Source organism: Sphingobacterium puteale, from assembly GCF_050986225.1.
Taxonomy (GTDB): Bacteria; Bacteroidota; Bacteroidia; order Sphingobacteriales; family Sphingobacteriaceae; genus Sphingobacterium; species Sphingobacterium puteale.
Genome location: NZ_CP158959.1, coordinates 1,219,625 through 1,240,699, shown reverse-complemented (window position 1 = coordinate 1,240,699; position 21,075 = coordinate 1,219,625). Strand labels below are relative to the sequence as shown.

The 21,075-nt window shown below is 40.0% G+C and carries 16 protein-coding genes; 3 read left to right on the top strand and 13 right to left on the bottom strand.

Going from position 1 to position 21,075, the window contains the following annotated elements; all coding sequences use genetic code 11:
* Positions 1 to 4 precede the first annotated feature (4 nt).
* The 3 genes from tpiA to ABTV71_RS05100 form a co-directional block, all read right to left on the bottom strand.
* Positions 5 to 772 carry a triose-phosphate isomerase gene (gene tpiA / locus ABTV71_RS05110; protein WP_433902406.1) on the bottom strand — a complete coding sequence of 256 codons (768 nt, stop codon included), beginning with the start codon at positions 770 to 772 and terminating at the stop codon, positions 5 to 7.
* Positions 773 to 784: 12 nt separating this feature from the next.
* On the bottom strand, positions 785 to 1,951 hold the full coding sequence (locus ABTV71_RS05105) for a putative sugar nucleotidyl transferase (RefSeq protein ID WP_433902405.1): 1,167 nt from the start codon (positions 1,949 to 1,951) through the stop codon (positions 785 to 787).
* Positions 1,952 to 2,029: 78 nt separating this feature from the next.
* On the bottom strand, positions 2,030 to 2,278 hold the full coding sequence (locus tag ABTV71_RS05100) for a type B 50S ribosomal protein L31 (RefSeq protein ID WP_077437478.1): 249 nt from the start codon (positions 2,276 to 2,278) through the stop codon (positions 2,030 to 2,032).
* A gap of 227 nt (positions 2,279 to 2,505) precedes the next feature.
* On the opposite strand from ABTV71_RS05100, the gene ABTV71_RS05095 reads away from it, so the two are divergent.
* Positions 2,506 to 2,844, top strand: coding sequence for a DUF2853 family protein (locus ABTV71_RS05095; RefSeq protein ID WP_077437479.1), 339 nt, complete (start codon positions 2,506 to 2,508; stop codon positions 2,842 to 2,844).
* Between the two features lie 25 nt (positions 2,845 to 2,869).
* Here ABTV71_RS05095 and ABTV71_RS05090 read toward each other — a convergent pair whose 3' ends face one another.
* Both ABTV71_RS05090 and ABTV71_RS05085 read right to left on the bottom strand, forming a co-directional pair.
* Complete coding sequence (locus ABTV71_RS05090) at positions 2,870 to 3,517, bottom strand: carbohydrate-binding family 9-like protein (protein ID WP_433902404.1); 648 nt, start codon at positions 3,515 to 3,517, stop codon at positions 2,870 to 2,872.
* A gap of 73 nt (positions 3,518 to 3,590) precedes the next feature.
* A complete protein-coding gene (locus ABTV71_RS05085) occupies positions 3,591 to 4,697 on the bottom strand; it encodes a phosphotransferase enzyme family protein (RefSeq protein WP_121126506.1) in 1,107 nt (368 codons plus the stop codon).
* A gap of 231 nt (positions 4,698 to 4,928) precedes the next feature.
* Here ABTV71_RS05085 and ABTV71_RS05080 point away from each other — a divergent pair, with 231 nt between their 5' ends.
* The gene (locus ABTV71_RS05080) at positions 4,929 to 6,275 is read left to right on the top strand and encodes a Gfo/Idh/MocA family protein (RefSeq protein WP_121126507.1); all 1,347 of its coding nucleotides are present in this window, start codon (positions 4,929 to 4,931) and stop codon (positions 6,273 to 6,275) included.
* Positions 6,276 to 6,424: 149 nt separating this feature from the next.
* The gene (locus ABTV71_RS05075; RefSeq protein ID WP_121126508.1) at positions 6,425 to 7,717 is read left to right on the top strand and encodes a hemolysin family protein; all 1,293 of its coding nucleotides are present in this window, start codon (positions 6,425 to 6,427) and stop codon (positions 7,715 to 7,717) included.
* An 87-nt stretch (positions 7,718 to 7,804) separates the two neighbouring features.
* Here ABTV71_RS05075 and ABTV71_RS05070 read toward each other — a convergent pair whose 3' ends face one another.
* From ABTV71_RS05070 to ABTV71_RS05035, 8 genes are all read right to left on the bottom strand, one after another.
* Positions 7,805 to 9,394 carry a peptide MFS transporter gene (locus tag ABTV71_RS05070; protein WP_121126509.1) on the bottom strand — a complete coding sequence of 530 codons (1,590 nt, stop codon included), beginning with the start codon at positions 9,392 to 9,394 and terminating at the stop codon, positions 7,805 to 7,807.
* A gap of 83 nt (positions 9,395 to 9,477) precedes the next feature.
* Positions 9,478 to 11,052 carry a peptide MFS transporter gene (locus ABTV71_RS05065; protein WP_121126510.1) on the bottom strand — a complete coding sequence of 525 codons (1,575 nt, stop codon included), beginning with the start codon at positions 11,050 to 11,052 and terminating at the stop codon, positions 9,478 to 9,480.
* A 245-nt stretch (positions 11,053 to 11,297) separates the two neighbouring features.
* The gene (locus ABTV71_RS05060) at positions 11,298 to 12,188 is read right to left on the bottom strand and encodes a TIM barrel protein (protein WP_433902403.1); all 891 of its coding nucleotides are present in this window, start codon (positions 12,186 to 12,188) and stop codon (positions 11,298 to 11,300) included.
* A 24-nt stretch (positions 12,189 to 12,212) separates the two neighbouring features.
* Positions 12,213 to 12,941 (bottom strand): (Fe-S)-binding protein, encoded by a 729-nt coding sequence (locus ABTV71_RS05055; protein ID WP_433902402.1) that lies wholly within the window; start codon positions 12,939 to 12,941, stop codon positions 12,213 to 12,215.
* Positions 12,942 to 12,961: 20 nt separating this feature from the next.
* Positions 12,962 to 14,260, bottom strand: coding sequence for an MFS transporter (locus ABTV71_RS05050; RefSeq protein ID WP_433902401.1), 1,299 nt, complete (start codon positions 14,258 to 14,260; stop codon positions 12,962 to 12,964).
* A 10-nt stretch (positions 14,261 to 14,270) separates the two neighbouring features.
* Positions 14,271 to 15,590 carry a D-alanyl-D-alanine carboxypeptidase gene (locus tag ABTV71_RS05045; protein WP_183078815.1) on the bottom strand — a complete coding sequence of 440 codons (1,320 nt, stop codon included), beginning with the start codon at positions 15,588 to 15,590 and terminating at the stop codon, positions 14,271 to 14,273.
* A gap of 123 nt (positions 15,591 to 15,713) precedes the next feature.
* Entirely contained in the window at positions 15,714 to 17,450 is a 1,737-nt protein-coding gene (locus ABTV71_RS05040; protein WP_433902400.1) for a RagB/SusD family nutrient uptake outer membrane protein, read from the bottom strand.
* 21 nt (positions 17,451 to 17,471) lie between these two features.
* Complete coding sequence (locus ABTV71_RS05035) at positions 17,472 to 20,741, bottom strand: SusC/RagA family TonB-linked outer membrane protein (RefSeq protein WP_433902399.1); 3,270 nt, start codon at positions 20,739 to 20,741, stop codon at positions 17,472 to 17,474.
* Between the last annotated feature and the right edge of the window lie 334 nt (positions 20,742 to 21,075).

Sequence of the window (21,075 nt, the reverse complement as noted above, 5' to 3'; positions counted from 1 at the left end):
AAAATTAGCCGTTAAACACCTTGGCAATATCAATAAAATCTCTCGATTTCAAAGAAGCTCCTCCGATCAAACCACCGTCGATATCCGCTTGCGCAAACAAATCCTTTGCATTGCCCGGATTACAGGATCCACCGTAAAGGATACTTGTATTATCAGCTATTTCCTGCCCATATTTCTCGGCCACAACCTGACGAATAAACTGATGTACCTCCTGTGCTTGTTCCGGACTTGCAGTAAGTCCTGTACCAATTGCCCAAACTGGCTCATAGGCCAATACCACAGCTGCAAAAGCTTCATTGGATAGATGGAACAATCCATCAGTCAATTGTGTTTTAATTATTTCAAAGAAATCACCGGACTCGCGTTCTTCTTTCGTTTCTCCAATACAAAATATCGGTGTCAAGCCATGTTTCAAAGCGATATCTACCTTTGCAGCCAACAAAGCATCTGTTTCACCAAAATAAGCACGTCTTTCAGAGTGTCCCAAAATAACATGTGAAGCACCGACCGATTTTACCTGAACTGCTGAAATCTCACCTGTGTATGCTCCAGATTCTACCTGATGAATATTTTGTGCACCAATATTTACATTTGTCACATTCTTGGATAGTTGTCCAAGACTTGACAAATGGATAAAAGGGCTACAAACAACCAATTCTTGATTTCCGATTACCTCATCTTTGGCCATATTGATAATTTCAGAGAATAAACTTAGTCCCGATTGATAGTCTAAATTCATTTTCCAGTTACCAGCTACGATTTTCTTACGCATGATTTTTACGATTTAATTATATTTTTTGTTAAGTTGATTCAATTCCCTCTTGTGCCGTTCGGGCAGTTCTTCATTTTTTGACATATATAGCGTTTCCAGATACTCCATAAACTTATCAAAGTTATAGTGTTGCGTATCCCCATTAAACACCCAAGCAAACGACGGTACAAATTTAGCATAAAAACTTGTATCTGCCAGCATACTTGCAATTCCAATTACCGTTCCGGTGTTTAAAGAAGAATTAATACCCGTTCGCGTATAATCTCCCATGAAAACGCCGCACTTTAATAAACCGGTATCTCTAAACCCTTCCAGCTTATAATCATAAATTGAGACTGTTTTCAGATTATTTTTAAGGTTCGAATTGGATGTTCCTGCACCGAGGTTACACCAATCGCCAATAACTGAGCAGCCCAGATAGCCGTGATGACCTTTTGCCGAAAAATCACCGATAACCGCATTGCCCACCTCGCCGCCAACGACACTCTTCCTGCCAACTGATACATTTCCATAGATGGTTGCCCCCATTTTTACGACGGCCCCTTTTCCTAAGTATAAAGGCCCGCGTAAATGTGCTCCCTCCATGATGGTGACGCCTTCATCAATGTAAATAGGTCCGGAAGTCGAATTGAGCGTCGCGCATTCCATCGTGACCTGTTCCGCAATATAAAACGCCGTCCCTATCAGCTGATTTGTCGGGGAAACATTGGTAATAGATGTCTTAGCTGCCAAAAGCTTGAAATCATGCTCAATTTCAGCGCCTGTCAATAAAAATAAATCCTCCACCCCTTTCAACAGCGCAATTCCTTCGGTTATATCTTTCAACTTAAGCGCACAGCTTCTGTTATACCGCAAGGCAATAATCATTCCGCCGCACCGCAAGACATCTCCTTCCTCCATGGCCAACACAGCCCGTAAAAACGTCTCAGAAGGAACAACATGTTTGGTCACCCAAACGGCTCCGTCCTCCAGCACTTCGCCTTCAGCAAGTTCCAAATCGAATACTGAGGTCAACCTATGCCATTTCTCCCTTAGCGTCAGAATACCGACACGTAAGTCAAGACAGGATTTAATAAAAGTAAAAGGATATAAGCTCTTTTTATTAAAAGAAGTCAACGGGAAAGTAAGCTTATCCAACGGTCGGACAGCATCAAAACAATCTACAAAAAAGATTTTCACAAAATAAAAATAACAAAAAAAACCCGACAAATAACATTTATCGAGTTCTTAATATTGTAATATACAGATCTGCTACAATTATTTTTTGTTGTAACGGCTACGGAATTTGTCAATACGTCCAGCAGTATCAACCAATTTCATTTTACCTGTATAGAAAGGGTGTGATGTATGAGAAATCTCTAATTTTACAACTGGATACTCATTACCATCTTCCCACTGAATAGTCTCTTTCGTGTCAACACAAGATTTAGTAATAAAAGCATAGTCGTTTGACATATCTTTAAATACAACTAATCTGTAATTTGAAGGATGCAAATCTTTTTTCATTATTATTATGATTACGTATATTCAATTATTGAGGTGCAAAGATAATTTATAAAAATGTAATTTGCAACAATTGCAAAGAATAATTCACTGAATTTTTCCACACTTTCAGTTACCGGCACTTAAACGATTACAAATGTAACAATCTTTATTTATCCCTCAAGAATTATTTTGTTTTCCAACTTTTTTCTCCTAACTTAACTTACTACAATTAAATCATTTACATAATTATGAGCAAATTAGATGAAAAAATTGCTGCATATACTGCAGAATCAAAAAAACTAGGTCTTTCACTAGATGATGCATTTATCGCCAAAGTGACCAAAGGGATGGGACCTTCCATTTACAATGCAGATTCAGAAACTATTGCAGCATCAGATCCCGAGGAGCTTAAACGTGTCAAGCAAAATTTCCTGATCAAAAAATTAGGTCTTAAAGATGGCCCTGATTTAGACAAAGCATTAGAAGAAGTCATTACCACTATTGGTAAATCCAATAAAAATAAATACCGTGTTTTGGTGTATGCTTTATTGGCAAAAAAATTCAAAAAAGAATCCGTTTACCAATAAGCATCAACAATTTGTAATCCAACTTCTATCCAAAGACCAATTCTCCAAAGAATTGAGGCAAATGGAAATTAGGAGTTGGATTATCTATTTTATTCCATGACAAAAAATGCGGATTTTTCAGGTTATCCCCACATTTATAGAAGTTTCCGTGTATTTTTTTCCCCTTCAGCTCACTTGTATCATCAAATTTAAACACAGCTAGCGGAATAACCTGAATCATGCTCCACCGCTTATCAGTGCCGCTATGGCGCTCAATCATGGAAAATGCCTTTACCGTCTCTATTTCAGCTGCACTGAGTCTGTTTCTCGTTGATTTATCAGGTGATCCATAGCCGATCAAACCAGTTCCTATTAGATTAAATTCGATGTTATAATAATGTTTACGATCGTCAAACGAAATAAAAAATTCCACACAACTATCCTCCCAAACATTTTGATTGACATCCGAGTAATTCCCACGCAATTGCTCCTCTGCGACATCAAACTGCAATAACAGCTCATTTTTTGTATAACCGATCTTAAACTGTACCTGTGGTCTATAAGGATACAGCTCACTCCAATTACAATGGTCTAACGTATGCCATTCGAAATCGCCGACAAGGTCCGAAAGCTGATTAAAATTGAGACTGCCTGTCAAATTTGATGCGATGGGCAGCATGGTTAGTTTCTTCATATGCAATAAAGTTAAGAAAAAGAAGCTTCATCATCCGATGGAAGCTTCTCAACATATTAAAGGTATAAAATCACTAAATACAATCAAAAATTACCTTTCTCATAAATACCTCATTCTTTTCCATCTCCTCCACCAATTTCAACTGTGTATTTGTGCGCACCAAATTATGATCGTCATATTTGGTCTTATAATAATGGTCACCTTCGATGTAATCAGTCAGGAAACGTACCCCTTGCATATAAGGCAATAAAAAGGCACCGTCGACCAAGGTTTCTTTTTCCAGTGTCGTCAAAAATTCGTTTGCCTCTTCCAAATAGCCCTCTGCATAGGCTTTATACAACGAAAGGTTCAGTACGATCTTCGACACATCTTTCTCATCTTCGGCAACAGGGTTAATAATGGTACGGATAGCATCCCCAAAATCATAGGCAACATATCCAGGCATTACTGTATCCAGATCGATCACACATTGCATTTTATCATGGACATCAAGTAATACATTATTAAATTTTGTATCGTTATGTGTAATACGCAAGGGCAATGCACCTTTATTTCCCAAATCCAGGATTGTCTTCATACGGTCTTCACGGCTAAAGATAAAATCCAGTTTATCCTTTATCTGTTCCACACGTTGGCAAACGTCCAGTGCGATAGCTTTCCGAAGATTATCAAGCCGAAATTCGATATTATGAAAATTAGGAAGTACTTCAACAATCCGGGAAGCATCGAGGTCAGAAAGCTGCTTCTGAAACAGTCCAAAGGCACGTCCACCTTCGGCTGCCTGCACCTCAGTCTCCACGATATCATAACTCTTAGTGCCCTCAATCAGGATAAACATACGCCAGTAATTCCCCTGACTGTCCTTTGTATATAACTTACCCTCCAGTGTAGGAATGATCGTCAGGACATGATCACTGACCCGTTTTCCTTCAGCAACTTTTACTTTCTTACTAAGATGTTTTGTTACAATTTCTATATTATGCATTAAACCGTCCACATTTGGGAAAACGTGATGGTTAATGCGTTGCAATAAATGCGATATTCCACTATTTATGGAAGTAATTACGCGGTAAGTATCATTGATATGACCAGAACCAAAAGGCTGCACTGAAATGATATCTCCTTCTAATGTGAATTGTTTTGCTGCGTTCTCTACTACTAATTGGTTAAAATCAGACATTAAACTATGTTTTTTAAATCATCAATGTGCTTGCAATATCACAAATTGAATTAATAAATGAGAATTTTTATTTCAATCAAACGATTGCATGAAATTTAATAAATTTAAACAATCGTTTGCACTTTCATTTATAGCAAATGAAATAATATATTTGTTGATAAGAGCCAGTCTCATAGATGGTTCTTATCAAGAAGAAATAACTAATATACAAACTCCTCATATCTCAAAACAATGGATAGAAGAAATTTCATTAAATCAACTGCCATCACTACCGCTGGAATAGGCGTTCTTTCAAGCACAGACTTATTCGCCCAAACAAATGGGAAAATAAAAATCGGCTTTATCGGAGTTGGCCTACGCGGCCGTAACCATGTTCAGATTGCCTTAAACAGAGACGATTTAGAAATTGTTGCTGTATGCGACACACAAGAAGAATCTCTTGCACAATGCCGCAAACAGTTCAATGCCAAAGGCACCAAACTTCCAAAAGAGTATACAGGAGGAGTAGATGCTTATAAAAAAATGCTGAGCAGTGAAAAATTAGATGCCATAATCATCGCAACACCTTGGCAGTTTCACAAAGACCAGGCTATTGATGCCATGAAAGCTGGTTTATATGTAGGCTGTGAGGTTATCGCTGGCCTAACCGTTCAAGACCACTGGGATGTCGTAAAAGCATCTGAAGAAACTGGCAAGCCTTACATGACATTGGAAAATGTTGCTTTCCGTCGCGATGTACTTGCAGTTTTAAATATGCACAGACAGGGCTTATTCGGTGAATTGTTACACCTTGAAGGGGGGTATCAACATGATTTACGTGAAGTTCTTTTCAATGACGGAAAAAATTATTACGGACACGGTGTTGAATACGGAACGAAAGCAATTTCGGAAGCGCAATGGCGTACGCAATTCAACATTGACCAAGATGGTGACCTATACCCAACACACGGTTTAGGCCCGATCATGCAATTTGTTGACATCAACAAAGGCAATAGATTTACTCACATTACATCTTACTCAAGCAAAGCGCGTGGCTTGGCAGCATATGTCAATAAAGTATCACCGGGACATCCAAATAGTAAATTAAACTATAAAAACGGCGATATTACACAAACCATGTTGCAATGTGCAAATGGGGAAACGATGTTATTGACACACGATACGCACTTACCAAGACCTTATTCTATCGGCTTCCGTGTACAGGGTACTGAAGGCATCTGGATGGACGTCGCTAAAGGCATTCACATTGAAGGGAAATCCAAACCGCATACCTGGGATTCAGCAGACGAATGGGTTAAAAAATATGACCACCCGATCTGGAAAAAATATGAAGAATTAGCGACTGGTTCAGGCCATGGGGGGATGGACTGGTTTGTGTTCAACGCGTTTATCCAAGCTGTAAAACAAAAAGTCCAAACGCCGATCGACGTTTATGATTCGGTGACCATGAGCGCAGTATTCCCACTCTCTACGGAGTCCATCGAAAAAGGTAATAAAACCTTAGCGTTCCCAGATTTTACAAAAGGAAAATGGAGAACAAAGAAAAATACCTTTATGCTTGATGATAGCGGTATGTAAGACCCCAAAAAATAATATAAACGAAAGAAGCTGTATCTCGAAAAGATACAGCTTCTTTCGTTGTACCCTTTAATATAATCCCGATAGTTCTACCATTTAGCCTTCCTTTTTCTTAAATTAGCCTTCACAAACAATTTTTCGATAACATTATGCTCACTGAAGCAATTATAATCTTAGTATTAATCATCTTAAATGGAATCCTGTCTGCCTCTGAGATTTCAATCGTATCCAGCAGAAAAGCGCGTTTACAGGCCGAGAGCGACAAGGATAATCCTGCCGCCAAAATTGCATTGCATCTCAAGGAGTCTCCCAATAGTTTCCTTTCAACAGTGCAGATTGGGATCACCTTGATCGGTATCTTAACAGGTTTCTTTTCTGGAGGCAGCATCTCTGCGTACCTGATCGAAGTTTTTAATAAATCGAGCATACTCGCCCCCTACAGTCAGCAGCTGGCAGTTATTCTGGTGGTGCTGATCATTACCTATTTTTCATTAGTTCTTGGTGAACTGGTGCCAAAGCGTATCGGGATGGCTATTCCTGAAAAATATGCCATGCTCATTGCCTACCCCATGAATTTGCTCAGCAAGATCGTAAAGCCTTTTGTCTGGTTATTAAGTGCCTCTACTGAATTTATTGTCAAGATCCTCAATATCAAGAGTACGGGAAACAGTGTCACCGAAGAGGAGATCAAAGCATTGGTGGATGAGGGGGTCGATAGTGGCGTAATTGAAGGTATTGAGCATGATATTGTAGATCGTCTCCTAAGTTTAGGCGACAAAAAGGCCATCAACCTGATGACTCACCGTAAACACATTGTATTTTTGGATCTGGAGGACAGCTTCGAGGAAAATAGACAGATTATCCTTGATAATGACCATTCTATCTATCCCGTCTGCGAAGGTGGGCTTGACAATATCAAAGGGGTAGTCCATGTCAAATCCCTGCTTAGGCAATGTTTTCAGAATAAGCCTTTTAATCTCCGGGAGCTCCTGCTTCCGATCAAATTTGTCAATGAATTCAGCTCTTCCTACAGCATCATGAATACCTTACGAACATCTCGGGTACACCAGGCTGTTGTAATCGACGAATACGGCTCGCTACAGGGTATCATAACACTACGCGATATCGTAGGCGATCTCGTTGGTAACATCACCGAAAGCGATATCAGTGTACGCCCGACCATCCGTCAACTGGACAACGGGGATTATGTCGTGGACGGGCAGTATCAGATTGAGGACCTCCTGGATGAATTTGAAATAGGACTTTCCGAAGAAGATGAAGATGACATCAATAACGTCACTACAGTCGGCGGATTGGTTTTCCTGCTACTGGACCACGTCCCAGAAGAAGGCGAACGCGTACGTTTCAAAAATATGATATTTGAAGTATTGGATATGGATGGCAACCGTATAGATAAATTATTGTTAAAAATCGAGGAATAAAAAGAGGATTATCCCTTTCAGTAACAACAGAGGGCCGATCATAAATGATCGGCCCTCTGTTGTTACTATAATATTATGACAGCCATCTTAGTTAATGCCATGCATCATCTTTTTCAGAATAGGATTGAAAACAATCAGTAATAGCGCGGTCACCCCTGGAACAATGGCAAAAATCATAAAGAAATAAGACATCGAATGTTCCGCTGTAATTTTATCGATATAGGATCCTAAAAATCCACCAATGAAATTAGCGATAGCTGAGGCACAAAACCAGCAGCCAAAAAGTAAACCTAAAAACTTCTTTGGAGAGAGTTTACTGACATAGGAGAGTCCTACCGGAGATAGACAAAGTTCTCCAGCTGAATGGAAAAAATAGGCGATAACAAGCCAGATCATGCTAACTGAGGCAGTTTTCGCTCCCTGTGGGATATCACTTGCGCCATAAGCCAGCGCAGCGAAGCCAATACCGACCAAGATCAGGCCCAAAGCAAATTTGACCGGTCCAGAAGGGTTCCAGATTTTTTCCCAGAATTTACTGAAGGATGAGGCCAACGAAATAATAAAAAATGCATTCAATATCTGGAACCAGGAAGCGCCAACCTCGGAACCGGTTATACCAATCTCACGAAATACTTTCCATAAGCCCAGGCACCAGATAATACCAAAGGAAATCGCTGTAAACAAAATCGTCAATGGATATTGTTTATAGATCTTTCTGGCAAGAGCAGTCAATACAATAGTTACAATAACAATAGGAACAATCGTTAGGATAGTATCAATCCATTTAAAGGCTACTGCTGAGTCACCTGAAAGTATACGCTGTGTATAATCTTTGGCAAAAATAGACATGGAACCTCCGGCTTGCTCAAAAGATAAAAAGAATACCACACTGGCAAGCATGAATATTGTAACGACAATAAGGCGGTCTCTAACGACATTACCGGGAATAACCTCATCAACCTCTTCTTTATTTTTGACTTTCTCGTCATGATGAGCCTGTAGAGCTTTGGGAGTATCGCCAATAATTCCGAATATTTTCTGTCCAAAATAGAATTGTAACATTCCAAAGAACATAAAAACCCCTGCTAAACCAAATCCATAGTGCCAACCTATCTTCTCACCGATATAGCCACACAAAAGCATTCCTAAAAATGAACCAGCATTGATACCCATATAGAAAATCGTATAACCTGCATCTTTCTTCGCACTTTTATCTGGGTATAGGTTTCCAACCATTGAGGAGATATTTGGTTTAAACATCCCATTTCCCAAGATCATCAAGAGTAGACCTAAGAAAAAGAAGCCTGAATTGACAGCCTCAAATGCCATGGATAGGTGACCCAGCGTCATAATCAACGCACCGATCAAGATAGCCTTTTTAAAACCGGTCAATTTATCCGCAATCATACCACCAATCAGCGGGGTCAAATAAACAAACCCTGTATATAAACCATATAACTTCATTGCGCGTTCATTGCTCCATTCCCATCCCCCATCAGCGATCGTACTGATTAAAAATAAAGTCAACAGCGCCCGCATTCCATAATAACTAAAACGCTCCCACATTTCCGTAAAGAACAGCACAAATAATCCGGCAGGATGCCCATTTACCATCTTGTCATCTATCCCCTGCTTGGCCAGATGTGCTACAAGAACTTGATCTTTTTCTTGATTCATATAATTTCAATAATTGTTTTATAACTCAGGTTTTGTTTTTAATTTGATAAAAATCGCATGAAGATACACTATTTTTCTATGAATTAGTCAATTCCATGCATCATCTTTTTTATTTTTTTATTACCAAGCAGCAGAAATACAGCTGCTATCATGGGTATCAGGGTAAACACTGCAAAGAAAAATGACATGGAATGGGACTCGGTTATCTTATCAATGTAAGAACCAATAAATCCACCGATAAAATTAGCGATGGCATTGGCACAAAACCAGAAGCCAAATAACAGTCCTAAGAATTTCTTTGGCGACAATTTACTTACATAAGACAAGCCCACCGGGCCAATGCACAGCTCACCAACGGTATGAAAAAAATAGGCCGATACCAACCAGATCATACTGACCGAAGCCGTCTTCGCTCCCGTTGGAATCTCGGCGCTTCCTATGGAAAGGGCAGCAAATCCAACTCCCACCAAGGTCAAGCCCATGGCGAACTTAATCGGTCCCGATGGGTTCCAGACGCGCTCCCAGATCTTGCTAAAAGAAGTGGCCAGTGTAATAATAAAGAAAGAATTGAGCATGGGAAACCAGGAAACTGTCACTTCTGAATTCATACCATGGTATTCGCGATAAACCTTCCATAGGCACAAAGACCAAATAATCACAAATGAAATGCTGGAGAAGAGTATAATTAAGGGATATTTACGAATTATCTTTTTCGCCAAGACAAGCAATACAACAGTAATCACGATAATGGGCACAATCGTTAATGCAAAATCCGCCCATTTAAAAATAGTAGCAGCCTCTCCGCTCAATACCCGCTGGGTGTAATTTTTAGCGAATATGGTCATTGAGCCTCCCGCCTGTTCAAAAGCCAAATGGAATACAATACTTGAAAACATGAAAATCGCAATGACTAATAGGCGGTCACGTACAATATGTTTTGGATGTTCATCATCGGAATTCAGCTCCTCCGAAACAGTGTTTTCTTTTTCTGGTGTATCGCCTATTTTTCCAAAAATGCGTTGTGCAAAATAAAACTGCAACATCCCCAGAAACATAAATATCCCGGCAAGTCCAAAACCATAATGCCAGCCTATCTTCTCCCCAATATAACCGCACAGCATCATTCCCAGAAAAGCACCACCATTGATCCCCATGTAGAAGATCGTATATCCGGCATCTTTTTTCCCGCCTCTATCGGGATAAAGTTTACCCACCATCGAAGAAATATTGGGTTTGAACAGACCATTTCCCAGAACGATAAGTACCAATCCTGCGAGAAAGAAATTTTTGTTGAATCCCTCCATGGCCATCGAAATATGGCCGAGGGTCATGATGATCGCGCCTACCATAATGGACTTTTTATAGCCAGTCAGCCGATCCGCAATAATTCCACCAAACAACGGTGTTAAAAACACCATCCCTGTATATAGACCATACAGTTTCATTGCTTCCGAATTTGTCCAGCCCCAGCCATGTTGAGCAATGGTGGAAACCAAAAAGTTTACCAATAGCGCTCGCATGCCATAGTAACTAAAACGTTCCCACATCTCCGTAAAAAACAAGACAAATAATCCTGCTGGATGTCCTTTCACCAACACTTGTTCAGCGCCCACTTTATTTAAATGAGATTCCAGAACAGCATCTTTTTCAAAATTCATGTTTTCTAATCGTTATTTTTCAATATCAGGTAGTGCGATTTCAGCTTATCCATTTTTAGCCAGCCAAATTACGCTATGTTAAGTTATCAAGGCTGTTACAACACATCCGACAACCGAATCAGTTTACAAGTTAAATATGGACAAAAATCTAGATTTAATTTAAAAGGGTCCATCCGTTCAAAGGAAAGACTTTTTTAAAAGCAAAGTTCTTTTCAATCGCATGAAAAGAACTTTGTGTTTTTATATTAGATCAATGGACGCAATCGTTCCAATAATTTTTTAGTTGCGAAGATTCCTTCTTCTTCACTTAATTTACTTCCTTCATATTCAATGCCCACATATCCTTTGAATTTTGCCTTTTTCACGATCTTTAGCATGCGTTCATAGTCGATTTGGGTTTCATTACCATTAGCATCAAAATCATGTGTTTTGGCACTGACCCCATGCGCATAAGTCATCAAGTCAGTCACACCCTGGTAACGGTCATATTCATAGAAATTACCCAAATCAGGTAAGCTTCCGCAATATTTGCTTCCTACAGCTTTTAAAGTTTTGGCCAACCAGTCACCATGTGAAGAAATACCGCCGTGATTTTCCACGATAATACTAATACCTGCTTTTTTTCCGATATCAGATAAAGTTGTCAGGCTCTCCACTACACGCTTGCTGACCTCATCGGGAGTTCCCTTGCCGGCAGCATTTACACGGATGGCATGACAACCCAAAAAGTTCGCTGCAGAAATCCATTTATAGTGATTTTGTACCGCCTGCTTTCTTTTCGTTTCATCTTCATCACCTAGATTTCCCTCACCATCAATCATAATCAAGACGTTTCTTACACCATTATCTTTTGCGCGCATGTTGAGTTCAGTCAGATAATTGTTGTCATTAGCCTTGTCTTTAAAGAACTGATTGACATACTCTACACCATAGATACCATATTTTTTTGCCGCTACGACCGGAAAGTCCAAATTGTTCAAATCACCTTTAAACAATGTTTTATGCAATGACCATTCTGCTAAGGAAATGTCAAACCAATCTTTCTTTGCTGCGGCAAAACTCTCCAGCGATGGCGCCAATGCTATACCGGCAGAGGCTAATGCAAGGTTTTTAAGAAAATCTCTTCTAGAATTCATGTGTTTAGATTTAAAGTGTGTTATTTATATATTCCCCCAGCCAGTGGTCAGTACATCCACAAGGTGCATGGTCTGGATAGGTAATTTATGTTTATCAATATAAGCTTGCAGCTGCAACAAGCAGGACGAATCCGTCGAAATAATATAGTCAGCATTCAATGCCATGGCATTTCTGACTTTTTGTTCTGCCATGGCGGCCGATATCCCTTCAAACTTAACAGCAAAACTTCCACCAAAACCACAACAGGTTTCACTATCCTTTACCTCCAGCATTTCCAATCCCAGCACCTTACTCAGCAACTTCCGGGGTTCATCCTTGATCTTGCATTCACGCAGGGCCGAGCAAGAGTCATGATATACCCCAACACCCTCCAACTCAGCTCCGAAATAATCCTTTTTCAGTACATTGACCAAAAAATCGGAAATCTCCATGACCTGTTGTTGTATTTTATGACATTGGTGAGAATCGGCCGAATTCGCGAACAGGTCGCTATAACTATTTCTGACCATACCGGTACAGGAAGCCGAAGGAGAAATAATGACATGATCGCCCGAAAAATCTTCTAGAAACTTCTTTCCTACCTGCTTTGCATCGTCCCAAAAACCAGCATTATAAGCAGGCTGTCCACAACAGGTCTGACCGGGGTTATAAAGCACTTCACAACCTACTTTTTCCAATAAACGAATCGTATTAAAAGCAGTCTCCGGATAAAGCTGATCTATAAAACAAGGAACAAAAAGTTCTACCTTCATATTTAATTCAATCAATAAAATTAAGATTTATTGGATATTAATATCCGCACCAAAAGTAACAATCCAATTACAAAAAATAAAGAAAGTACCAGTGCAGAATAACGAATATTGTGCGTGATCTGTTCAATCAGGCCAAAGGAGAACAGACCGATGACGATTGCCACTTTTTCTGTAACATCATAAAAAGAGAAAAAGGCCGTCGTGTCCTTAATATCTGTTGGGATCAGTTTAGAGTATGTCGATCTCGATAAGGACTGTATTCCCCCCATGACCAGACCGACCAATGCAGCAATAATATAAAATTGCATCGGAGTGGACAGATAAAATGCAGCAATACAAATTGAGATCCAAATCATCACAACGACGATCAACACCTTAATATTTCCAAAAAGCTTCGATAAATAAGACATCAAAAAAGCTCCTAAAATTGCGACAAGCTGGATTAAAAGAATGGTTGCAATGAGCCGCTCGGCACCAAGATGAAGAATTTTTTCACCAAATGATGAGGCGACAATCATCAGTGTCTGTACCCCGATCGCATAAAAGAAAAAAGCGGGCAAAAACTGTTTAATCTCAGGGATGCCTTTGATTTCATGGATCACGTGGTTAAATTCGTCCCGTACATTCTGTATAAAGCTTTTCCCTAAATTATTGCCCGTGGGTTCAATTTTAGGTAAATATTTAAATGGGATCATGGAGAATCCCAGCCACCACAGCCCTACCATCAGAAAAGATATTCGGGCAGGCAACGATGGATCTGTAATTCCAAACCATTCCGGCTTCAGGACCACGATAAAACAAAGAATCTGTAAAGTTACACAACCGATATAGCCAAAAGCAAAGCCCTGTGCGCTCACACGGTCCTGCTGATCTACCGTCGCTAACAGGGGCAGGTATGAATTATTGAACAAAACACCACCAATATAGCCCATTGCAGCTAAAGCAAAACATACAATACCGATCTCCAAGGTTTCCAGTTTAAAGAAAAACAGACACATACATGCGATCGCACCAACATAGGTAAAGAGTTTCATGATCTGTTTCTTTAAACCCTTCGCATCAGCGTAGGATGATATAAAAGGCAAAGAAAATGACATCAGCAAGTAAGCTGCAGCCAGTGAAAAATTGGAAAGCGCTGTATTGACAATCTCAATACCAAAAAATTTAACGACATCACCATGCTCTTTTGTCGTTGTTATTGCTGTATAATATACAGGAAAGATGGTTGAGGTAATTACGAGGTTATAAGCAGAATTGGCCCAATCAAACATCGCCCAGGAACGAATGAGTTTTTTATTGTTTTTTGCAATTGCTTCCATTTAAATTGGCTTAATAAGTTTGACGAATATAAGTAATTATTTTAGCCATTTCTTTACGAATTACAGCTGCGCGATCATCAATATAATTATTATTCATAAAAGAGAAAGCAAGCCGTCTTCCGGATCGTGTGATCAGATAACCGCTCTGATTATACACTGAGGTAATTGTTCCGGTTTTTGCAAATACAAAAGGCTCCCCTTGGTCTTTACTATAGGTCCGTTTCAAGGTACCATCTACTCCGCCGGCAGGAAACAGCCGAAACAGCACCTTTTCATCGGGTATCTTATTTTTCAGAAGCACCAGAAGGTCAACGTTATTCTGTGGTGTAACCTTGTTATAGGAAGACAGCCCCGACCCATCAAAAATTGCCACTTCATCTGAAAAAAAGCTATAGACCTTATTTTTCATCCAATCCCGCACAAGATAAGTATCGAACTGTCCAAATTGTTTCCGGGTACACATCATCAAAAATTGCTCAGCAATAAAATTATCACTGGGCAACATCATTTCACGTAGGAGATTTTTGGTTTCTCCTGAATACAATATTTTTGTATCATTTGGTTTTTTATAGGCCAACAGATTTACCTTCTTGCCCAGCGTATCCGACAACAATTTCACAAATAAACTATCGGAATAGATAAAAGGTACCTCATTGACATAATCATTTGGTACGGGTCGTTTTGACATCCAGAAAGTATTGCTCCGAAACGAGCGTGAAAGTTCAAAGTCACCCAATTTAGGTTGCGGTAAAAAATCCAGATCCTTTTGAAAATACCCCGGAGAAGTGTTTAAATGGTTGTATCCCTTTTGACGAAAAGTAACCACATTTCCATAGATCGGGAAGGTACTTATTTCAGGCTGATAATATGCCTCAAAATCCTCCATTGCCCAACCATGTGCGTAGAACTTATTCTTCATTGTTCCGGGCACCATATAGATCGTTTTGTTCGTTCTTTTCAGAAAATTATAGACCACCCGCGTATCCAGCCGATTGTGCAAAAAAGTCGGATCACCTGTTCCCCAGATCAGTAAAGAATCGCCGCGTTCGACGTACTCCAACCCGGGTATGGAGTCTCCCAGAAGCTCCAGTGCGGCATAAGTCGTATACATTTTAGTATTCGAAGCCGGTGTAAAATGTTTATTGCCATTGACGTCCATGACAAACTTATTTGCCGTTAAATCATATAATGAAAATCCATAAAAATGGTCATTCAATATTTTGGATTCCTGAAGCATCCGATAGACGTCTTCAAAATCCTGGGACTTTACAATACGGGTAGAAAATAGGGCAAGCCAAAGCAGTAATATTGTACGCAGGGAATTTTTCATTGGTTCAAACATACAAAAAAGAGCACTAACTCCATTTCTCCCATTGCCAAAATTCAGATACAAATCAGTTAAAACAGCAAAAGGAGGATTAATTTCCTCCTTTTGCATTTATTACATCAGTTATTAGTAGCCTGGGTTCTGTGTGAGGCTACCGTTACTTTTATTGATTTCCTCCTGTGGAATTGGGAAATAAGCATTTTTATCCGCATATGCTTTGCTTTTAAAGACGGGGAGAATACCGCCTTCAAACTTTGCATAATTTGCGATAACCTCTTTTGCTATACCCCAGCGCACCAAGTCAAAGAAACGGTGACCTTCCATGGCAAGTTCCAATCTTCTTTCAAATCGGACAGCTTTGCGCGCCTGATCTGGACTCGAAAACGCTGGATAGGGTTTAACCAGATACTGCGCTGCGACGGCCCCGCTTCCAGTTCTTTTTGCAGGCAGTTTTGCGGCACGCAACCGAATAGAGTTAACATATTGTAAAGCATTTGGGAGATTCCCCAGTTCAATCTCGCATTCCGCAGCCATGAGAATGACGTCCGCCAAACGCATGATATTCACATCTAAATCGGTTACATAAGCTGCACCGGCCTGAGTATGGGCAGCATGTTGACTTTTTGGAATCATCGTCTTTATACCTGTAAATGGACCTCCATGCGGGCGACGACCTTCTTCAGGCCGCAACCAAGCATCACCGGGAAACTCCCCATAATCCAGGAAGTTGACACCCCGACGGCCGACCGTATAATCAAGACGTGGATCAAATCGCAAATTCAGATTTAATTCGTATTTTTTGATCGCTGCTGTATCAGTCAGCAGGATATCGGATGTATAAGGGTTATCACGGTATGAATCATCTAACATTGGAAGTCCATCTGCACCTACCTTATAAGCGTTAACAAGATCTATGGACGGTTGGTAAAAACCACAACAACCGACAGGATTCGTTCCATTCAATCCGCTCAACATATCGCCCACATTGGCATTGTCACCCCCACCATCAGGATTGATGGCATGCTTGGCCACCAAAAGCGCTTCAGGGCCATTTTCCTTATTCACGTCATAATTATCCTGAAAAGGCATTGTTGTGATGTCCCGACTGCCAATGACCTCCTTAAATAAAACCAAAGCTTCAGCATATTTTTTCTGATAGAGATATAATTTTCCCAAATAGGCTTTTGCAATACGCTGATCCATGCGTCCCCCTTCATCATTGATCTTCTTATCTGGTAGATTTGCTATAGCAATTTTCAGATCGCTTTCAATCATCGGTTGTACATCCTTGTCATTTTTAACAACCTTTGCATCATCAATGCTTGTATTTTCATCTATATAGGGAATATTTTTAAATACACGCCACAGAAAAAAGTAGTAGTGCGCACGCAACAATTTCGCTTCACCTTCGATTTCTTTTGCACGCTCGGCTTTAACTGTTTTGCCACCATCTTGATCTTGCTTCAACAAGCGAAGAGTGGTATTCGCACGAAGTACCCCTTCATAATACACCTGCCACATGGTGCTCAGGTTGTCGTTGGAGGAAATGGTAGTAAAAGATTCGATCATATTCATGTTCGGCTGGTCGGTGATCACCGATCCTTTGTGCGCATTATCGGATGTAATTTCTCCGAAAATCCATTGACTTGGCGCCGACCCATAGTTCCCCCAGGTCCCATTTATATTACCGTTCATAATTCCATAAGCGCCGATCAGAGTGGCTTCTACCCCTTTTTTTCCCTCTATTTGCTCTTCGATCAATTCCCCTTGGGGATTTTTTTCCAAAAACCCTTTACTGCATCCAAACATGCCAAAAGTTGTCAGTCCCAACAGACTGTATAATAGAATAGTTCTCTTTTTCATTTTAATTGCTTTATAATTTCGTTAAAAACCTAAACTTACACCCAACATATACTGCCTAGATTGCGGATATACCCCAAAATCAACCCCCAATGCTGGATAATCCGATGGCGTTGCCGATACTTCCGGATCAAGACCTTCGTATTTTGTAATGGTGAATAGATTTGTTACTCCGACATAAGCCCTTAATCTTTTCACGCCTGTATTTGCGCCAAAGAGTTTATCTGTAGAGAAATTATAACCGATCTGTAAGTTTTTCATCTTAAAGAAGCTTGCATCCTGTACGAAATAGCTAGAAGATGCATACTCATTGGCCGATACCTCTTCTTTCGTTTGCGATGGAATTAAACTTGATGTATTGCTTGGACTCCATGCATCCAATACGCGTACGCTCTTTTGACCATCAAACACGCCAAAATCCGTAAAGTAACGTGTTGCCTCATAGTTCTCATTTCCCTTCGAGCCATAGAAATACATCATGATATCGAAGTTTTTGTAATTGGCATTGAAATTAAGTGAATACGTAAAATCCGGATGTGGGCTTCCGATAACGGTATTATCTTTTGCATCAATGATCCCATCACCATTCACATCTTCAAATCTAAAACCTCCCACACGGGCTTTTTCGTAAGAAGGGTATTGTGTCAGCTCAGCTTCGTTTTGATAAATTCCTGCTACTTTGAATCCATAAAATGCACCAAAAGGTTGCCCTGTTCTCAAAATCGAGGTTTCCATGCTTCGGAAAGCACCGTATACCACGTCATTGATACCCGGTGCCAAACCAACAATTGTATTTTTGTTTCTTGAGATGTTTGCTCCAATATCGAAGTTGAATTTGTTCGGATCAGTTTGTTTATGGTGATAATTCAACGAAAACTCCACCCCTTTGTTTTGCATATCGCCAATATTCACATAAGGTGACGCAGCACGCCCCACAGCAGTAGCAGGCAGCGGCAATGCAAATAACATGTCTGAAGTTTTCTTATTATACCAGTCAAAAGCACCATCAATTTTACCTCCCAAAATCGAGAAGTCCACTCCTAAGTTTAAGGAAGCAACCTGTTCCCATTTTACATTTTCATTTTGGTAGTTGTTTACCCATAACCCGCTTACTAATTCATTATTTATTGGATAAGAAGCCGAATTAATAGAAGTCGCATAACGCTTTAAATATTGATAAGACGGAATACGTTGGTTCCCCGTAATACCGTAACCTGCTCTCAATTTCAGGTCACTTAACCAGCTTACATTTTTCATAAACTCCTCTTGGGATATCCGCCATGCCCCACTCACCCCAGGAAAAGTACCATATTTGTTTTTGGAGCCAAAGTTTGACGATCCGTCTCTTCTGACTGTTCCACTTAAGATATAGCGATCTTTATAGGAATAATCTACTTTTCCAAAAATGGAGAACAACGATCCCAAAGCACCCTCACTTGATGCCGAATTTTTGGAAGCCTGACTCACGTAAAAGAAATCCGTGCTATTGGTAATGAAGTAACCATTTCCATTTCCTTGAACCTGACGATAGGTATTATCGATCGCCTCTGTTCCCAATAACACATTTAAGCTATGGGCATCATTAAAGTTAGCCTTATAGTTCAATGTATTTGTCCAAGTCCATTCCGTATTATAACCTGAGGTCTCTGACGATGCACTATTTGCGCTACCCTCTGTAAACTCCAGATTTGGATAGGTATAACTTAAATTGTAATAATTTTCATATTTGATACCAAAGCTTGTTCTAAATGTTAATCCTTTTAATATGTCATACTCTCCAAAAGCATTCCCGAAGAAGAAATTGCTTTTGTTCACATTATCTTTCGCGCGGTAAGCGATCGCCACGGGATTCTCACCATTTCCCCAGCCGCCTCTGGAACCAGCGAAATTACCGCCTTCATCGTATACAGGAATAATATTCTTGATACGGTATGCAAATCCGATCGCACTGCCCTCACCGATATAATCGCCGGCCGTATTTGTATTTACACCGATACCATGCCCTTTGGTCATGCTATACTGCATATTTTCACCAAAACGCAGTTTTTTATTAAAAGCGGAAAAATTCGTATTCGAACGTACATTAAAGCGTTCAAATCCCGTATGGACCACCGTTCCTTTTTGGCCCAAATATCCTCCAGAAACCGCATAAGAAGCATTTTCGCCACCTCCAACAGTATTTAATTGATAAGATTGTGTCGGCGCATTCTGGCTCAATTCTTTGAACCAATCCGTTCCCGCTTTGTTCGCTTTGGTAATTTGAAAAAATTCTTCTTTGTTGTCCGCATAGTTATATTTGGACATATCAACACTCTTAGGATCAATTTTATTTCCAGAAAGTGAACCATAAAGGAGATAATCAGGAAGAGGATCTTTATTCCCATTCAAATCATAGATCTGTTGCGGACTCAGCATCTTGGGGAAACGGCCACTATTAGGCACCTGAACACCGTAATACGCATCAAAATTAATCTGTGGTTTGCCAGATTTGCCAGATTTTGTTGTAATGATAACGACACCATTGTTGGCACGTGAACCATAGATAGAAGCTGCCGATGCATCTTTCAGCACCTGCATTGTTTCAATGTCATTCTGATTTAGCCAGCTCAATTTACCTTCAAATGGCACGCCATCAATCACATATAGTGGTTCGTTATTATTAATGGTACTATAGCCCCGGATTTTAATCTGTGGTGTAGAGCCCGGAGCTCCATCTGTGACAACTTGAACACCCGTGGCGCGACCTTGCAGGGACTCCACCGCACTTGCTGCCGGTGTTGTTTTCAATTGGTCCGTATTGACTACAGCAACAGATCCCGTCAGATCTTTCTTGCGTTGCGTTGAATAGCCTGTCACGACAACCTCTTCCAATGCATCTTCTGAAGAGTTTAAGGAAATTGTCAAATCAGCCTTTCCCGTGACCGTAACTTCGGAGCTTGTGTAACCGATGTAGCTCACAACCAATACATCACCTACCTTCCCCTGGATCGTAAATGCGCCGTCCCCATCTGTTGATGTACCTTTGTTGGTTCCCTTGATCTTAACGGAGACACCCGTGATGGTCTGCCCCGTAGTAGCATCCTTCACCACACCTTTAATGGGTATTTCTTGTAACCCTTTGGATTTCGTTAACGAAACGACTTCAATTCTGCCATGGGCAACTACCCCATTGGCTGACACTTGAGCGTTCATTCCTCCTGCAATGAGAAGAGAACTCATAAGCAGAAAACTCTTATTGAACTTTTGGCCCAATATGAGATCAAAACAGCGTTTTTGGTCCGTTTTTTTCATCATAATTTTATAAATAGGTGGTTTAAAAAAATTTATGTTTATTTCTCTGTTTGTTTTTAATTTGATATTGGTTGTTCAGTTATTGGTCATTCTGCTCTAGCAGGAACAATATGCATTGTTTCAGGCAGCGAGCCCTTTGGTTATCATTTTTTCCTTTAGTTTGGTTATTCGTAGAAATGTTAAAATCTGTTAAATAAATGTAAAGAATAATAAATATAAAAAAAAAGAAAAATCATAATTAAATTACAAACCACTATAAATCAAGTTATTGTAATTAATACACTAAGTCTTATCGCTATACTTTTGTTACAAAAGACAATTCACGGATTTTCTTTGA

Excerpts from the sequence above, each read along its gene's own strand:
- tpiA (WP_433902406.1), bottom strand. The coding sequence starts at position 772 with ATGCGTAAGAAAATCGTAGCTGGTAACTGGAAAATGAATTTAGACTAT.
- ABTV71_RS05100 (WP_077437478.1), bottom strand. The coding sequence starts at position 2,278 with ATGAAAAAAGATTTGCATCCTTCAAATTACAGATTAGTTGTATTTAAA.
- ABTV71_RS05095 (WP_077437479.1), top strand. The coding sequence starts at position 2,506 with ATGAGCAAATTAGATGAAAAAATTGCTGCATATACTGCAGAATCAAAA.
- ABTV71_RS05090 (WP_433902404.1), bottom strand. The coding sequence starts at position 3,517 with ATGAAGAAACTAACCATGCTGCCCATCGCATCAAATTTGACAGGCAGT.
- ABTV71_RS05085 (WP_121126506.1), bottom strand. The coding sequence starts at position 4,697 with ATGTCTGATTTTAACCAATTAGTAGTAGAGAACGCAGCAAAACAATTC.
- ABTV71_RS05080 (WP_121126507.1), top strand. The coding sequence starts at position 4,929 with ATGGATAGAAGAAATTTCATTAAATCAACTGCCATCACTACCGCTGGA.
- ABTV71_RS05075 (WP_121126508.1), top strand. The coding sequence starts at position 6,425 with ATGCTCACTGAAGCAATTATAATCTTAGTATTAATCATCTTAAATGGA.
- ABTV71_RS05070 (WP_121126509.1), bottom strand. The coding sequence starts at position 9,394 with ATGAATCAAGAAAAAGATCAAGTTCTTGTAGCACATCTGGCCAAGCAG.
- ABTV71_RS05065 (WP_121126510.1), bottom strand. The coding sequence starts at position 11,052 with ATGAATTTTGAAAAAGATGCTGTTCTGGAATCTCATTTAAATAAAGTG.
- ABTV71_RS05060 (WP_433902403.1), bottom strand. The coding sequence starts at position 12,188 with ATGAATTCTAGAAGAGATTTTCTTAAAAACCTTGCATTAGCCTCTGCC.
- ABTV71_RS05055 (WP_433902402.1), bottom strand. The coding sequence starts at position 12,941 with ATGAAGGTAGAACTTTTTGTTCCTTGTTTTATAGATCAGCTTTATCCG.
- ABTV71_RS05050 (WP_433902401.1), bottom strand. The coding sequence starts at position 14,260 with ATGGAAGCAATTGCAAAAAACAATAAAAAACTCATTCGTTCCTGGGCG.
- ABTV71_RS05045 (WP_183078815.1), bottom strand. The coding sequence starts at position 15,590 with ATGAAAAATTCCCTGCGTACAATATTACTGCTTTGGCTTGCCCTATTT.
- ABTV71_RS05040 (WP_433902400.1), bottom strand. The coding sequence starts at position 17,450 with ATGAAAAAGAGAACTATTCTATTATACAGTCTGTTGGGACTGACAACT.
- ABTV71_RS05035 (WP_433902399.1), bottom strand. The coding sequence starts at position 20,741 with ATGATGAAAAAAACGGACCAAAAACGCTGTTTTGATCTCATATTGGGC.